The sequence below is a fragment of the Pedobacter sp. NEAU-ZC8 genome, from assembly GCF_059278965.1.
In genome coordinates, this window is the sequence record NZ_JCAJXC010000018.1 from 79,663 (window position 1) to 94,926 (window position 15,264).

Consider the following 15,264-nt stretch of genomic DNA (forward strand, 5'->3'; position numbering starts at 1 on the left):
CTTCGCAAACCACAGGCCTAAACTGGTGTTAGTTTATAAATTTGCGCAGCATCATTATCACGAATAATTTAGAACTATGAACCTTATTGAAGCCCTACATTGGCGTTATGCCACCAAGAAAATGAACGGAGAAGCCGTTCCACAGGAGAAAGTTGACCAGATCGTTGAAGCCGCACGCCTTGCACCTACTTCATCTGGCTTACAGCCATTTAATGTAGTGGTAATTACCGACCCTGCACTTAAGGCTCAGATTGCACCAATAGCAAATAACCAGTCGCAAGTAATCGACTGCTCACATTTACTCGTTTTTGCAGCATGGGATAACTACACTGAAGAACGGATCAGAACGGTATTTTCCAGGATGAATGCGGAACGTGGTGTACCGGATTCAGCAACGGAAGATTATGTAAAATCCTTGTTGGGTCTATATCTGAACCGATCTGCAACAGAAAACCATCATCACGCTGCAAAACAAGCCTACATTGGCTTTGGACTTGCCATTGCACAGGCCGCAGAACTGGAAGTTGACGCTACTCCAATGGAAGGTTTTGACAACGAGAAGCTGGATGCGCTGCTTGGCCTGGAAAAATACCACTTGAAAAGTACAACCATACTGCCTTTGGGATACCGCGATGCCGCAGGTGATTGGTTGATTAACCTTAAAAAAGTACGTAAGCCAGTCGAGAACTTTGTAATCACTTTAGACCAGTAGATTCGATCAGTTGAAATTGAAAAGCCTGTCCTCAGTTTAGTGAAGACAGGCTTTTCTGTATAGCCATTTCAGGAAGAGACAAGCTTTTGATCAAACGCACACCAAACGCACACCAAACCCACGTCAAACGCACATCAAACGCACACGACATGTGTGTTTGATGTGCGTTTAATGTGCTTGTGAATACTGTATGTTGTGACAGAATTCAAATGTTCTCAGCCCGGTATTATTCTGCTAGTGCATACCTGATGTTTGTAATGGCTAGGCCTGCTTCACGGGAGATCATACCCTCTATCCTAATCATCACAAAATCAAATGCTCGCTCCGATTTGACAGCAATTAACCTTGCGCCGGAAGGTGAACTGATGGTTTGTTCAACTTGGAATAAAGTTGGGGCACGATAGGTTGAATACTCCGGATATTCAACGATGACTTTAAAGTCTTTTCCGGTCACATTGGGTGCAATTTCAAATCCAAAGGTTTTTACTGGTTTACTCAAAAGCAGGGTTACACTACTTTGTCCAATAACATCTGCTCCATACCTATTTCTAGCAAAAAGCACCTCAGGATATTCAGATTCGGTATACGGACTATAATTCCAGTGCGTCCACCAACCTTTTGGGCCATTCTTCAGCCGCGCAAAGCCAGTCCTGTTAAATTCATGATCCGCAGTAATCTTGAACTCGTTATTGCCAAATTTGCTAATAAAGGCGCCCTCATTCAGGTTGGAAAAGCCTAATTTTTTAGTGCCTTGAATATATTCGGCGCAAACTGTATCAATAAGCTTGACCTTGATATTCTTGTACATATAGCCCTTAGTCAAAACTGCTCTTGGCAACATTCTTTCCGGAAGGATGTTGTTTGATAAGTCTGTTGATGGCACTGGATACACCAGCTCAGCTGTAGCTGCAGCTACTTGTTCCGAAGATTTCTCAAAGTTTTCTGCTTTTTTCTCACAAGCCGAGAGCGTTACAGCGAGTGCAGCAGCCCATAGGGCTTTTAGGTAGAATGATTTCATAAACGTTAATTTAAGTTAAATGCGCACCAAAATTAACGTATTGTTGCACAACCGTTTAAGCAATCCTCAAATTGGGTATATCCGTGTAAAAGCAGGAAAAATTTTGATATGCTTATGAGAAGATGTGGATAAACTGCATCCTAATGGAGCATAGCGAACAGAAATGTCAAAATATGTTAAACTAAGTGTTTTGATTAGCCTACACCTTTTATAAATCAATATATTAGCCAGATTAAAAGGTTAAAACGAATCCATGAAGTATATCAAAATTGTATTTGCCCTCACTTTCCTAACCCTGGGCTTACATTTTTCCGCAGCTGCCCAAGCCAGTCCACAACAAGACACGGCAGTACTGCAAAACATCCTTGAGAAAACAAAAAGGCTTTCCCAGACACAACCCGTTGAAAAGGTTTACCTGCATTTCGACAAACCATATTATAGCGTTGCAGATACCATCTGGTTTAAAGCCTACCTTAGTTCAGAGCAGAATCTGCCTTCACAGCTCAGTAAGATCGTTTACGTTGATGTGCTCAATGAAAAAGACTCCCTGGTGACTTCTCTGAAGCTCCCAGTGAACAACAGTGTGTCGACAGGTCACATCCCGCTCGATCTGGAGCTGTACAAACAGGGTAACTATTATGTTAAAGCCTATACGGTATGGATGTTAAACTTCCCGCAGGAATATTACTTCACAAAAACCATTGCCATTGGAGATGCCATTGACAAACGTCTGTTCACAAACATCAAATACAACGCAAGCCAATCGGATAAGAGCCAGACCATCAACGCCCGTATTCAGTTCAGGAATGAAGAAAAACTGCCGCTAAGCAACAAAGTGGTAAACTGGCGGATGGTATCCTCCTACGATGTTGTAGCCAAAGGTCGCGGCACCACAGACCAAAACGGCTTCCTGAACGTAGAAATTAGCACCAAAAAAGAGAATTTCATTAAGTCGGGTGAGCTGTATACGGACCTTGTCCTGGCTGACAAAGAAATACTGAGCTCAAGCTTTAACATTAAACCACAGGTTGGAAACATCGATTTGCAGTTCTTCCCTGAAGGTGGCGAGTTGTACATCGGCCTGCCAAGCCAGGTTGCAATAAAAGCGGTAAAGCCGAACGGTCTTGGTATCGATTTTACCGGTAATGTAACCGACAATGATGGTAACCAGGTTACCGCAATCAGCTCCAGCCACCTGGGCATGGGTGCTTTTTACCTGAATCCGGAGCCTTCAAAAACCTACAAAGCTAACATCACGTTCAAAGATGGAAGTAAACAGGTGTTCCAGATTCCTGCAGCAAAGGCCTCTGGCGTGAATCTGCAGGTGAGCAACACCCTTGCTGATGTAATTGGTGTCAAGATTGTCGCTAATGAAGCATACTTCCAGGCGAACAAAGGCAAACCGCTATTTCTGGTTGCGCAGCATAGCAACGTCGTTTATTACGCTGCACAAACGATGCTTCAGAATCAGGTAACCTCGGCGAAAATCCCGAAGGACAAGTTCCCCTCGGGCATTGTGCAGCTGACACTTTTTTCTGCGACCGGCGAACCAGCATCCGAGCGTCTGGCCTTTGTGCTGCATAAAGATGCATTGAACCTGAGGATCAGCACCGACCTGGCGACCTACAAGCCACGTCAGAAGGTGAAGATGACGGTAACAGCCCAAGATTCCACCAAGAAAATTGCCGGTAACTTCTCGGTAACGGTAATTGATGAGCAGAAAGTGCCATTTAATGATGATGCAGAGACGACCATCTTAAGCGCATTACTGCTAACCTCCGACCTTCAGGGCTATATCGAGCGACCAAACTATTACTTTAATAAAATCAACGATAAGAAAGTAGCTGATCTTGATGTGCTGCTGTTGACACAAGGCTATCGCAGGTTTGTATATAAAGATATCCTGGCGAATAAATACACGCCAATCACCTACTATCCGGAACAAGGAATGGACCTTACCGGAACACTGCGCGACCGCACGGGGATGCCGGTGAAGAAAGGTGCGCTACGGCTAACCGTAACCAATAAGCCCATTTCACAGGAGATCCTGACCAGTCCTTCCGGACTTTTCACCTTCAAAAATCTAAACATTCCGGATTCCTCAGAAGTGGTGATCAGCGCAAAATACAACGCCAACTCCAATAATATGATGATCATGCTGGATCAATCACCGGCAGCGGCCATTACCAAAAACATCAATGCGCCCGATGAAGTGCAGAATATTGACAGCACGCTGAACAATTACCTGGCAAACAGTAAAAAACAATACCGTTTCCTGAACAACCTGAAGGAGGTTGTAATTAAAGGGGCGCCTGTTAAGAAGGTATCGCACAATGATTACTCTGCTTTAACCACTTTAAGCATGGTCGCAGATCATCAGATTGATGGTGAACGCCTGGGCAACTGCCGCGATCTGATCAACTGCCTGAAAACGATGGCAACAGGCCTGACCTTCTATGAAAACAATTTCTACATCACCCGCGACTATAATGCTGGCAGGCGGGTACCCGTACAAGTTTTCCTTGCGGGCACGCCGGTAGATCTGTTTTCGATCAATGGCGTGAACCCTTCAGAGATCGAGTCGATTGAAATCTTCCTTAGAGACGATGTTGGAACGGTAAGCAGAACATACAACAGCAACGGGGTCATCTCCATCAACATGAAAAAGGTGGAAAAAACCAAGATGAGCATCGCTGATCTGAAGAAAATGATTCCAGAGAGCAATACCCTGAAGTTCAGTCCAAAAGGTTTCAGCAAAGATCGTGAGTTCTATGCACCGAAATACCTTCCTGGTAAAACCTATAATACCACTGATCTTAGAAGCACCATATTCTGGAACCCTAAGGTGGTAACCGACGCCACGACCGGCGCAAGCTCATTCGAATTTTACAATGCCGATGGTAAGGGTACTTACAAGGCCATCGTGGAGGGACTTGACGTTAACGGTAACCCCGGTCGATTCATTTACCGCTATACTGTTAAATAATTGGAGGTGTAAGAGATTATTAAAAGGTCTATAAAACAAAAAAGGAAGGTTCAAAACCTTCCTTTTTTGTTTAACAAGAATATATTAGTTGGGCACACCACATTTTAAGCCTTCTTCTGTCATGACCCAGACCTTCCGCGCCTCTTCGCCATCACATGACCAATAGTCGAAGCTAAAGTTTAGGCGATCCATATCGTCCGTCAGGAACAACTTGACACCTACCGGAACCTTAAGCGTTAACTCCACCTCCTGATCTCTCCAGTTTGTATTGCGGTTGAGCTGAAGAAAAGGACTGAAGTTTAACAGGGAATCCTGCTGACTAAAGTCATAACGGATGTTCTGTGCATGGCTTAATGCCGCCTCGAAGTTCTTTCCGTGCGAACTGTTGTTCTGCGTAAGTGTCACGCGATCGTTATCACTTTTCTCAATATTTAAGCGCACATTTCTTGGCAGGTTAAAGGGATCGTCCATTTCATTCAGGATCACTTTACCCCGGTATTTGTCGGTATTGATCTGGTATTTTACGCTATCCTCCTTAGAAAAGAATCTGGAACGATCCAGGACTAAAGTGTAGGCATCATATTTCTTCAACTCTCTGACCTGTGTGAAAGCCGCTTCTTCTTTAAACTCGGAGAATACTTTAGTGATGTAAAAGATGCTCACCATTACGCCACCTAACCACACAACAAGGAGGGCAAAGGATACCGTGCGGTTTATTGCTCTGGTGTTAAATGCAACCCGGATTGCAAAGAGCACCAGCGCAATTACAGGCACTGCCATGGCAATAAAGAACGCCACCACCATGGATGACAGATAATTATCATTTACAATATTTAAAGGAAAATAATCACTTGGGTTCGCGTCCCAGAAGCCAAAGAACACCGCAAGTGCAACCAACAGACTTAGAAAAAAGCAGGTACCAAAGATGATGATGAGCGCAGCGATTACCTTGAAGAAAGTCTTTCCCAAAGTTCTAACGAGTCGCCCCGCAGCTTCGGCAAGTTCTACAAAGAAACCACGTGAACGGTTGATCAGTTGATTCCCGGCAAGCTCTTCTTCGAAGTTGCGAATAAAGCCGTGCAGGTTTACCGGCTGCCCTTTCATATACATCCGCTGCGAACGTGTAACAGCCCGCGGAATCAAGATCCACATGATCAGGTAAGCAACGATGCCCGAACCAGCAAAGAACAGGGAAACCAGAAATAATAAACGGAACCACTTGGCATCAACGTTGGCATAATGACTTAAGCCAGCACAAACACCAGCAATATAGGCCTCGTCTGTATCACGGTAGAGCTTTTTAACCCCGCTGATCGTATCTTCATAACCGCTTTCTTCTGCCTCATCTGCCGACTCGAAGTCTTTCACAGAACCCATCTGTGCAATGACCGATTGCACATCATCAATGCCGATCACCTGTTTTTGTTGTTGTGCAAGGATATCGCGAAACATTTCCGCAATACGGTTTTCTATATCCGTGACAATCTCGAAATGATCAGCATTCTTTGAAAAGTGAAATTTAATCTCATTCAAATAAGCTGTTAACATTTCATAAGCGTCCTCTTCAATCAAGATGATTGAATTTCCAATATTTATGTTGAGCGTCTTTTTCATGATTTCGTTTGTTTTGATGTTTCTATGGCGTAAGACAACTCCATCCAGGTGATGTCCAGTTTATTTAGTATTTCTTTTCCTTCCGCGGTTAGCAGATAGTACTTTCTGGGGGGACCAGAGGTTGATTCAACCCAGTTATAGCTCAACAAACCGTTGTTCTTTAAGCGGGTTAATAATGGGTAAAGCGTACCCTCCACCACCAGCAATCTGGCCTTCTTTAGTTCCGCAATAATATCAGAAGCATAGATCTCCCCTTTCGATATTATCAGAAGCACACAGTATTCGAGTATGCCCTTGCGCATTTGTGTTTGCGTATTTTCTGCTATCATATAACAAAGATATATGTTTAATACAGTAATATGCAATACATAGTACTGTATTAAACATTCATTTAATTGTAACCATTTGTATATCAGCCATATAAAATTTACACAAGAACTTTACATGGTTAATAACGCATCATCTACTACTTTTGTCGACTATTTCCATATTCTTTATGCTAAAGAAATCCATTGATCAGATTCTCGTTGAAGCAAACGAGAGCAACGAACACTCCCTTAAGAGATCCTTAGGGCCTTTTAACCTGATACTCATCGGTGTAGGACTGACACTTGGCGCCGGTTTATTTTCCATCACTGGTCTTGCGGCAGCCACCTATGCAGGGCCCGCTGTTACCATATCATTTTTCATTGCGGCCCTAGGCTGTGGTTTAGCGGCCTTGTGTTATGCAGAGTTTGCTTCCATGATTCCGGTGGCGGGTAGCGCGTACACGTACTCTTACGCTACCATGGGCGAGTTTTTTGCATGGATCATCGGCTGGGACCTGGTCCTGGAATATTCCGTAGGCTGTGCTACCGTGGCCGTGAGTTGGTCGCAATACCTCACCAGGTTTTTAGCTTCCTTCAACATCTATCTTCCGGCACAACTCACCATGTCGCCCTTTGAAACTGCGCAACTTGCAGATGGCCGCATGGTAAACGGCTGGATCAATATTCCCGCAGCAATGATCGTGATCATCATGACCATGGTGGTTATTCGAGGCGCAAAGGGATCTGCAATCGTGAATGCAATCATCGTTTTCCTGAAAGTTGGTGTGGTTGTGGTGTTCATTGCCATGGGCTGGAAATACATCAATCCGGGGAACTATCAACCTTACATCCCGCAAAACACCGGTGTTTTCGGTGAGTATGGCTGGTCGGGCATCCTGCGGGGTGCAGCATTGGTATTCTTTGTATTTATCGGCTTTGACGCGGTAGCTGCTTCTGCACAAGAGACTAAGAAACCTGCAAGAGATTTGCCGATCGGGATATTAGGGTCATTATTGGTTTGTACGGTATTATTCGGTGTTTTCGCTCATGTGCTTACCGGACTTGCAAACTATAAGGAGTTTGCCAACAGCGGGGCGCCGGTGGCGATTGCCTTGCAGAACACGCCGATAAACTGGATTAGTCAGGCGGTAATTCTGGCCATTCTGGTAGGTTATACTTCGGTGATCCTGGTGGATCTGATGGCACAATCGAGAATGTTCTATTCCATAAGCCGCGATGGCTTATTACCGAAAGTGTTTTCAGAGGTGCATACTAAATTTAGAACTCCTTATAAATCGAACATCCTGCTTTGTGCCTTCATCGCCACTTTCGCCGCTTTGGTGCCTATGCGGATTGTTGGGGAGATGACCAGCATTGGGACGCTATTGGCATTTCTAATGGTATGTGTGGGCATTCTGATCTTAAGAAAGACCAATCCAGATGCGGTGAGACCTTTTAAAGTACCCTTTGTACCCTTAATCCCGATACTCGGAATCCTGGTTTGTCTGGGCATGATGCTATTTTTACCTGCAGATACCTGGATCAGATTGGTGGTCTGGCTGGCTATCGGTATGGCGATTTATTTTGGATACGGTAAAAAGAACAGTGTACTCAGAAAAAGTCTTGAAGAACAGAAAACGAAGGATTAACGAGTTGAAAAAGTTTTACAAGAAGCACAACTTTAACAGTTGAGTTAAGCTTGTTTAGAAAAACTAAAACTTAGGATTATTTGCCAGTAAGACAATACTTTGGCGCACACTTTGTATCGCGATAAGTACATCTTTAATCATCTACCTATGTTAATCAAATTAAATCCTGTTTTTCCGACCTATGCGAGGCATAGCGAAGAAAAGATTGAGAAGACATTAAGCAAGCAGCAATGGATTTACGCAGATCGTGTTGTTATGCTGATCATGTTCCTGGCCGTGATTACCGGGGCCATTGTATTTTCATAGGAGTTGAAAAACATTAATTAATTTTTTTCCCGGTGCTGCCCACCGGGATTTTTTATGCCCTTTCGTTTCGGTTTTTATGCCCTTTTTTGAGTTTTAGAGCAACAGCGTGTCTATGCGGTGGGCCTGCACCATGTTCCTTGTTTCAGACCAGCTGAACAGGGTATAATGGCCGTCTTGGGACGCGACAAGTGCGAGTGCGTCATGCTGATCGTTCACAAACTGCGCCGCCGATAAATGGCGGGTACCACCCATCTTCGCCGCTGGCATGGTTACCGCACCTCCACCATATACAGGTTCGATCAGGATGATATCATCTACAGTCTCCTTCCCTTTTGCTCGTCCGATCTTGGCGCCAAAAGCGAGTAAGTCATAGTTTTCATTTACAATGGTTGCACCATCAACAGCGGTCAGTCCGGCCATATGTTCAACCTCCCTGCGCAGTGCTGTTTGCCAGAAGATCTGGCTTGCTTCTTTCCGGTCCTGGTTGAGCAGTTTGGATAAACCCGAGAATGCCGGTTGCACGCCATACTGAAATGGCTTGATGATCGAATGGAGCCAGTTGTTGTTCTTCGATGATACGATCAATAACGTTCCGCCGCGTTGATGCGCCCGCATGGATACGGCCAGTTGGATCATCACGTTAACGGCATCATTCCAGTACGAAGGTGCCGTTAAATCTAATAGGGATAATACGAGTTGTGGGGTATCTGGCATGGCACCACTACCCGAGTCCACGATCTTAATCTGCTCTCCTTTTAGTACAGCAACGTTGGTAAACTTGCCAAATCCTGAAAACCGGCGATGTTTGATCACCAGCAAGCTGGGTTCAGAAACGTCAAGCACAAAACAAAAGTTTGGGATACTGGTAGTGGTTCCCCAGATGTAAATTTCACCCTCTTCATGCCATACGCCCAGGTGTATGCCGGCCCGCTCTACCCCCGGCGCGATCTTAGCCAGGGCAGTGGAGGTAAGTGATAGTCGCTGCTTGAAGATTAAGGGATTTCCGGCCTGCGCTGGGGCTACAAAGGCGAGGGATATCTTTGGAGAATGGCCTTCTTCCTTACGGAGACTGGCCCAAAATGCCGCATCAATGATCATCTCCACGATCGGCGCTTCCGGCAATGGTGCCAGGTCTATCTCCCCACGATCTTTGGCTAAACGAAGGTGCTCATTAAAGATCGACTCAACCTGAGAAGCAATAACCCGCGCCGCCTGATACGTGATTTGATATTTCATGCGATAAAGTTAAAATAAAAAAAATTGGTATGTCAATTGTTATTATTTGTTTATCTATCAACCAAATCTATTAAACAATGGACACTAAAGCATTCAACTTAAACATTTTTAGTCATAAAGATTCTTTATTCTCTTTTGCGTTCTCATTCACTAAAGATACCGACGATGCGAACGACCTGTTTCAGGAAACAATGCTGAAGGCCATCAACTATTCAAGTCAGTTTAAGGAAGGAACCAATTTGAAAGCATGGTTATACACCATTATGAGGAACACCTTTATTAACAACTACAGGAAAAGCTCCAAAACCGATCGTATCATGACGGTAACAGATGACCTGACTTCCGATAAATTATTCTTAAGTGCTTCGATGAACGGCAGTGAGGGCAAGTTTGTAATGGACGACATCTACAAAGCCCTGGAGAAACTGCAGCCAGAATACTATACGCCTTTCATCAAATACTTTGAAGGCTATAAATACCACGAAATCGCTGATGAGCTGAATATCCCGATCGGCACGGTTAAAACCAGAATTCACGTGGCAAGACAAATCTTAAAGAAACAACTTAGAATTTATTCTAAACTTGCGGAGGACCAGGATCAGGTAGCTTAAATACCGAAGTTCCAGGCTACAAACCTGCTAATCTTTTGACCTTGGGCCATTTCGATGCTACGCAGCGAAGTGGCCTTTACTTTTTCCAAGGCATTGTATATACCAGGCAGGTTGCTGTTTTTGGACACCAGGCTGGTGTACCAGGTCTTTGATTTTGGCAATTCAGCGCTTTCAAATACCATCTTGCGAATAAATGCCTGTTCACCACCTTCCACCCAGAGCTCTACCTGCTGACCGCCAAAATTCAACACTTTACTTTGCTTGCCCAGGTTGCGCAGTTTGCGGCCGGAGCCAGCTGCGGCTTCTTCTGCTGAGGCATGGAAAGGTGGATTGCACATCGTTAAATCGAATGTTTCCCCAGGTTTGATGATTCCCTTCAGGATCTGCTGTTTGTTTTCCTGCAGTCTGATCTGTACGGCACCTTGCAGCTCCGGGTTTGCAGCAACAATGTTCTGAGCGGATTTAACCGCCGTTCGATCTACATCAGAGCCTACAAAGGTCCAGCCGTATTCCTGATGTCCAACAATTGGATAGATGCAGTTGGCACCCACACCGATATCGAGCACACGCAGCGTCCGTCCTGTTGGCACAACACCGTCATGGCTTTCGGCAAGCAGATCGGCCAGGTAATGAATATAATCCGCCCGTCCGGGTACCGGCGGACAAAGATAACCTTCGGGAATATCCCAGTGCGAGATGCCATAAAAGTGTTTAAGCAGCGCGGAATTCAAGGTCTTTACGGCTCGGGGATCAGCAAAGTCTACCGATTCATCCCCATAAGGATTGATTTTGATGAAATCACGAAGCGCAGGTAGTGCTTTTACTAAAGCTGCAAAATCATAACGTGAACGGTGTTTGTTCCGGGGATGTAGATTGGTTTTTTCGTCCTTTGCTTCGCTCATTGTGGTGTAATGCTTGTGGCAAAAGTACTTGATAAATTCCGCTTCAGGCAATTTAACTATCTTTGATTAAAATATCTTATGCTGCACAAGACCCGCGGAATTGTACTGAAAACCACCTTCTATGGCGATACCGGCGTAGTGGTTCAGATATTTACGGAGAAATTTGGTATTCAGTCATATCTGATCAATGGGGTACGGAAACCAAAGGCAAAGGTTAATTTAAACATGCTGCAGCCTTTACACCTGCTGGAAATGGTGGTTTACTTTAAAGCGAATACCGGCATTCAGCGTGTGAAAGAGCTGCAGTCCTCCCCCATATTCCGCAGCATTCCCTACGATATCATCAAGAGTACCATGGTGATGTTCCTGAATGAAGTGCTTTATAAAAGCATCAGACAGCAACATACGGATGAACATCTGTTTGATTTTATATACAATAGTATAGCCTGGTTCGACGAGGCCCAGCATGCCAGTATTAATTTTCACCTTGCCTTTCTGCTAAAACTTTCCAGATACCTGGGATTTGCACCGAGTGTGGAAGGCAAAAGCGGTCAAAACTACTTCGACCTGCAGGAAGGCGCCTTCTGTAGCCGGCCTCCGGTACACCCCTACTACATGGATAAGACGGACGCACAGATCTTCATTGCGCTTTTTACCACGCCAATGGATAAACTTAATGAAATCAGCCTCAGCAAGTTGGACCGACGTGCCATTCTGAACAAGATCCTGGTATTTTACACCTTGCATACCGCGTCTTTCGGTGAAATCCGTGCACATCAGGTGCTTGAAGAGGTCCTTTCCTGAGCTGTGAAGGCCCCAAAGTCCGAACTGGTGAATATATTCGAAATGAATGGCACAGAATTGAGGCTAAGGTGCTTTCTTTGCACATTCTTAACAAACACCAGAACGTTAACAAATTCTTAATAATGAGATTAAAGCGGATACTTGCTCTTGCGGCAACATTTATTGCTCTTACCACTGCTGTTCGCGCGCAAGAAGACAATACACCCAAATGGTATGACACTTTCTCCATTCGCGGTTATATACAGGCTCGCTACAATGCATTTCAGTCTAATCCCAATCTTGGTTGCGAGCAATGTGACAAGAGCTGGAATGGCAACAGCAGTTTCTTCATCCGCCGTGCCCGACTGGTCTTTTCCGGGCAGATTGGCAAACAGGTATTCTTTTATTTCCAGCCTGACTTTGCAAGCTCCACCTCAGGAGGTCTGAATTTCGGACAGATAAAAGACGCCTACTTTGATCTGGGATTGGATTCAAAGAACGAATACCGGATTAGAATTGGACAAACGAAAATTCCATACGGCTTTGAGAATATGCAATCCAGCTCGGTGCGAATTCCTCTAGATCGTGCTGATGCACTAAATAGTGCTTTTACCAACGAGCGCGACCTGGGCGTGTTCTTTTACTGGGCTCCAAAAGAGAAACGTGAACTACTGAAAAATCTGGTGAAGGACGGACTTAAAGGTAGTGGGGACTTCGGCATCTTCGCTATTGGTGTTTTCAACGGGCAGACACCAAATCAGCTGGATCAGAATAACGAACTGCATACCGTAGCCAGGGTTACCTGGCCGTTTGCGATAGGCAATCAGATCATTGAGCCCGGCATCCAGGGATATACCGGTAAGTTTGTGGTTCCGGAAAATGAAATCTCGGAGGACGTAAAGTATACCGCCGATCGTAATTACCTGGACCAGCGTGTGGCAGCGACGTTTGTCTTATATCCGAAGCCCTTTGGTATTCAGGCGGAGTTCAATGTGGGCAAAGGTCCTGAGTTTAATAAACAAACAGATTCCATCGAAGTGCAGAACCTTAAAGGTGGATATGTAACCATGTCTTATCTGATCAAAAAGAATGATCAGACCTTTATTCCGTTCCTACGGGCGCAGTACTACGATGGGGGCAAAAAGCATGAACTTGATGCCAGAAGTTATAAGGTTAACGATTTTGAGTTCGGTGTAGAATGGCAACCTGTACCACAGTTCGAACTGGTGGGCAGCTACAACTTCTCCAAAAGGCGGTATGAAGACTTCGAGCTACCAGACAATTATCAAACCGGCAATCTGCTCCGTATACAGGCACAGCTGAACTTTTAGGGTTCAGCTGCTCGAACCAGTTAGTTTGTTTCAAGGTTAAGATACACTGCAAATACTGAACCCTTTCCCGGTTCACTCTCAACAGTGATTCTACCGCCTGCATTGCTGATGATTTCTTTTACCAGATAAAGGCCAATGCCTGTGCCTTCAACATCATCAGCCAGTCGTTCATACTTATGGAAGATATTCTTGAAGTCAGCTTCAGGTATGCCTCTGCCATTATCCGCAATACGGATCACCATAAATCCATCTTCTTCCGTGGTCTCAATTGAGATCTCTGGCCGGCGATCCTTTGCACGATATTTAATCGCATTGTTAACAAGGTTGTAAACAACGCTGCGTAACTTCCGTCGAACAAACATCACCTGCGAGACAGCAATCTTACTGGTTATCAACGCACGTGACTCTTCAATTTGTGCCGCAAGGGTGAGGCGGACATCTTCAATGATATGTTCAAAACTTAAGAGTTCTTCCTGCGCCTGGTATTTATGCTGCTGCCAGCGGGCATTCGTTAGATCATTGATGATCTGCTGCATGTTTAGCATGCTGCTTTCCACCTTTGCCAACAAAACCGGAAAGCGCTCCATACCTTTTTCCGGGACTTGTTTAAGCAATCCGATAGTCAGACCTAGGCTGGTGAGTGGAGATTTGATATCATGAGAGATGGTGTCTAGCAGCATCTCGTGTTCGGCGATGAGCTTTTCCTGTTCCCTCAGGTCTTTGATACGCATTGTGATTTCCACAAATGTAATGATCACACCATTGGTCTGGTTTAGTTTTTTAATAACATAAGGCAGGATATTCATCTGGTACCAGCGCATGTCTGTCGTCTGAATTTCCTTTTCCAGGATCTCTCCAGAGTTGATCACGTGCCGGATGTTGTCCATAAATGCGGGAAAACGGAAGTGCTCTTTGATTTCGGCCAGTGGGCGCCCTATATCGGAATTGGCCAGTTTGAACTGTTTCATCGCCGGTGGTGTAAATTTCCGCAGGATGAGCTGGGCGTCTACGAAGAGTTGTGGAATGATCGTATTTCCGAAATAATTTTCGAGCGCATCATTAAGTTCAATAAGTGAATTAATCTGCTGGTCTTTATTCTGCATAGGGTTTTGATAATGTACGCCATAAGTTTTGACCTGCGCCAAGCTGAGCTTCATTGGATCAAGTCTAAAAGTTGTGGAGTAAGGTTGTTGTTAAGCATAAAGTTGGGTAAGGCGATACAAGAAGAACTCAGTACTTCTTACTCCTCTAAACTGGCTTCTGAATGCCTTTATTTTGGCGTTGAATGACTCGGCTGAAGCATTCGTAGATCGACTATCAAAGTAGTTCAGGATGGTTTGATAATGATACTGAATGGATCTTGAAATCGTGTTAAAGGACTTAAAGCCCGATTGTCTTACTGCCTCATGCCATTTGGCGAGTCTTGCCAGACCGTAAAGTTTGTCGGTAGTTTTCTCAAAGATATTGCTTAAGTTCAGGCTTAAGTTATAAGCTTGCTTAAGTTTAGGATACTTCTCAAAGAGTAGATCAGCTCGTTCTTTCTGACTTGCAGACCAGGCTTCAGGTCTTCTGTACAATGCGTATCGACTCCGGGCTAGTAATTGCTTTAATGTATCACCGTTTGAGAGTACTTCTGCATGGAAGGGTTTCTTTGCTTTCCTAGCCTGGTCTATGGCCTCATTTTCTGCATCTAAGGCTTCCCAGCGGTATTTAATGCGCATCTCCTGCAGCGCTTCAGTTGCTAGTTTCTGAACATGGAACCTGTCAGTCACACGAACTGCTGAGCGGAAGCAACGCTTTGCAATGAG

14 protein-coding genes are annotated in these 15,264 nt (G+C 44.8%); 7 read left to right on the plus strand and 7 right to left on the minus strand.

What is annotated here, in order from left to right; genetic code table 11:
• Positions 1-76: 76 nt before the first annotated feature.
• Positions 77-712, plus strand: a complete 636-nt coding sequence (locus AC5WJX_RS14470; protein WP_494485083.1) for an NAD(P)H-dependent oxidoreductase — start codon at positions 77-79, stop codon at positions 710-712.
• Positions 713-938: 226 nt separating this feature from the next.
• Here the strand turns inward: AC5WJX_RS14470 and AC5WJX_RS14475 are convergent, their stop codons facing one another.
• Positions 939-1,730, minus strand: a complete 792-nt coding sequence (locus tag AC5WJX_RS14475; RefSeq protein WP_494485084.1) for a hypothetical protein — start codon at positions 1,728-1,730, stop codon at positions 939-941.
• A 253-nt stretch (positions 1,731-1,983) separates the two neighbouring features.
• Here AC5WJX_RS14475 and AC5WJX_RS14480 point away from each other — a divergent pair, with 253 nt between their 5' ends.
• Entirely contained in the window at positions 1,984-4,716 is a 2,733-nt protein-coding gene (locus AC5WJX_RS14480; protein WP_494485085.1) for a carboxypeptidase regulatory-like domain-containing protein, read from the plus strand.
• Between the two features lie 84 nt (positions 4,717-4,800).
• On the opposite strand, the gene AC5WJX_RS14485 is transcribed toward AC5WJX_RS14480, so the two are convergent.
• On the minus strand, positions 4,801-6,330 hold the full coding sequence (locus AC5WJX_RS14485; RefSeq protein ID WP_494485086.1) for a PspC domain-containing protein: 1,530 nt from the start codon (positions 6,328-6,330) through the stop codon (positions 4,801-4,803).
• Positions 6,327-6,659: a PadR family transcriptional regulator gene (locus AC5WJX_RS14490; protein WP_440428210.1), complete on the minus strand. Its 333-nt coding sequence runs from the start codon at positions 6,657-6,659 to the stop codon at positions 6,327-6,329. The genes AC5WJX_RS14485 and AC5WJX_RS14490 overlap by 4 nt, the downstream gene beginning before the upstream one ends.
• Before the next feature lie 167 nt (positions 6,660-6,826).
• Between AC5WJX_RS14490 and AC5WJX_RS14495 the strand changes: the two genes are divergently transcribed.
• Both AC5WJX_RS14495 and AC5WJX_RS14500 read left to right on the plus strand, forming a co-directional pair.
• A complete protein-coding gene (locus tag AC5WJX_RS14495) occupies positions 6,827-8,287 on the plus strand; it encodes an amino acid permease (protein ID WP_494485087.1) in 1,461 nt (486 codons plus the stop codon).
• A gap of 147 nt (positions 8,288-8,434) precedes the next feature.
• Positions 8,435-8,593, plus strand: a complete 159-nt coding sequence (locus AC5WJX_RS14500) for a hypothetical protein (RefSeq protein ID WP_440428212.1) — start codon at positions 8,435-8,437, stop codon at positions 8,591-8,593.
• A 93-nt stretch (positions 8,594-8,686) separates the two neighbouring features.
• On the opposite strand, the gene AC5WJX_RS14505 is transcribed toward AC5WJX_RS14500, so the two are convergent.
• Positions 8,687-9,829, minus strand: a complete 1,143-nt coding sequence (locus AC5WJX_RS14505; protein ID WP_440428213.1) for a putative sensor domain DACNV-containing protein — start codon at positions 9,827-9,829, stop codon at positions 8,687-8,689.
• A 77-nt stretch (positions 9,830-9,906) separates the two neighbouring features.
• Here AC5WJX_RS14505 and AC5WJX_RS14510 point away from each other — a divergent pair, with 77 nt between their 5' ends.
• Positions 9,907-10,440 (plus strand): RNA polymerase sigma factor, encoded by a 534-nt coding sequence (locus tag AC5WJX_RS14510; RefSeq protein ID WP_440428214.1) that lies wholly within the window; start codon positions 9,907-9,909, stop codon positions 10,438-10,440.
• Here AC5WJX_RS14510 and rlmF read toward each other — a convergent pair.
• Positions 10,437-11,342, minus strand: coding sequence for a 23S rRNA (adenine(1618)-N(6))-methyltransferase RlmF (gene rlmF, locus AC5WJX_RS14515; RefSeq protein WP_494485088.1), 906 nt, complete (start codon positions 11,340-11,342; stop codon positions 10,437-10,439). The genes AC5WJX_RS14510 and rlmF overlap by 4 nt on opposite strands.
• 78 nt (positions 11,343-11,420) lie before the next feature.
• On the opposite strand from rlmF, the gene recO reads away from it, so the two are divergent.
• Entirely contained in the window at positions 11,421-12,146 is a 726-nt protein-coding gene (gene recO / locus AC5WJX_RS14520) for a DNA repair protein RecO (protein WP_440428216.1), read from the plus strand.
• Between the two features lie 122 nt (positions 12,147-12,268).
• Positions 12,269-13,456 (plus strand): porin, encoded by a 1,188-nt coding sequence (locus AC5WJX_RS14525; protein WP_494485089.1) that lies wholly within the window; start codon positions 12,269-12,271, stop codon positions 13,454-13,456.
• 20 nt (positions 13,457-13,476) lie between these two features.
• Here the strand turns inward: AC5WJX_RS14525 and AC5WJX_RS14530 are convergent, their stop codons facing one another.
• The gene (locus tag AC5WJX_RS14530; RefSeq protein WP_494485090.1) at positions 13,477-14,559 is read right to left on the minus strand and encodes a sensor histidine kinase; all 1,083 of its coding nucleotides are present in this window, start codon (positions 14,557-14,559) and stop codon (positions 13,477-13,479) included.
• A 90-nt stretch (positions 14,560-14,649) separates the two neighbouring features.
• The coding region (locus AC5WJX_RS14535; protein ID WP_494485091.1) for an ISAon1 family transposase at positions 14,650-15,264 on the minus strand (615 nt) is incomplete at its 5' end.

What these genes read in the sequence shown, in the direction of transcription:
- AC5WJX_RS14470 (WP_494485083.1), top strand. Translation starts at nt 77, where the DNA reads ATGAACCTTATTGAAGCCCTACATTGGCGTTATGCCACCAAGAAAATG.
- AC5WJX_RS14475 (WP_494485084.1), bottom strand. Translation starts at nt 1,730, where the DNA reads ATGAAATCATTCTACCTAAAAGCCCTATGGGCTGCTGCACTCGCTGTA.
- AC5WJX_RS14480 (WP_494485085.1), top strand. Translation starts at nt 1,984, where the DNA reads ATGAAGTATATCAAAATTGTATTTGCCCTCACTTTCCTAACCCTGGGC.
- AC5WJX_RS14485 (WP_494485086.1), bottom strand. Translation starts at nt 6,330, where the DNA reads ATGAAAAAGACGCTCAACATAAATATTGGAAATTCAATCATCTTGATT.
- AC5WJX_RS14490 (WP_440428210.1), bottom strand. Translation starts at nt 6,659, where the DNA reads ATGATAGCAGAAAATACGCAAACACAAATGCGCAAGGGCATACTCGAA.
- AC5WJX_RS14495 (WP_494485087.1), top strand. Translation starts at nt 6,827, where the DNA reads ATGCTAAAGAAATCCATTGATCAGATTCTCGTTGAAGCAAACGAGAGC.
- AC5WJX_RS14500 (WP_440428212.1), top strand. Translation starts at nt 8,435, where the DNA reads ATGTTAATCAAATTAAATCCTGTTTTTCCGACCTATGCGAGGCATAGC.
- AC5WJX_RS14505 (WP_440428213.1), bottom strand. Translation starts at nt 9,829, where the DNA reads ATGAAATATCAAATCACGTATCAGGCGGCGCGGGTTATTGCTTCTCAG.
- AC5WJX_RS14510 (WP_440428214.1), top strand. Translation starts at nt 9,907, where the DNA reads ATGGACACTAAAGCATTCAACTTAAACATTTTTAGTCATAAAGATTCT.
- rlmF (WP_494485088.1), bottom strand. Translation starts at nt 11,342, where the DNA reads ATGAGCGAAGCAAAGGACGAAAAAACCAATCTACATCCCCGGAACAAA.
- recO (WP_440428216.1), top strand. Translation starts at nt 11,421, where the DNA reads ATGCTGCACAAGACCCGCGGAATTGTACTGAAAACCACCTTCTATGGC.
- AC5WJX_RS14525 (WP_494485089.1), top strand. Translation starts at nt 12,269, where the DNA reads ATGAGATTAAAGCGGATACTTGCTCTTGCGGCAACATTTATTGCTCTT.
- AC5WJX_RS14530 (WP_494485090.1), bottom strand. Translation starts at nt 14,559, where the DNA reads ATGCAGAATAAAGACCAGCAGATTAATTCACTTATTGAACTTAATGAT.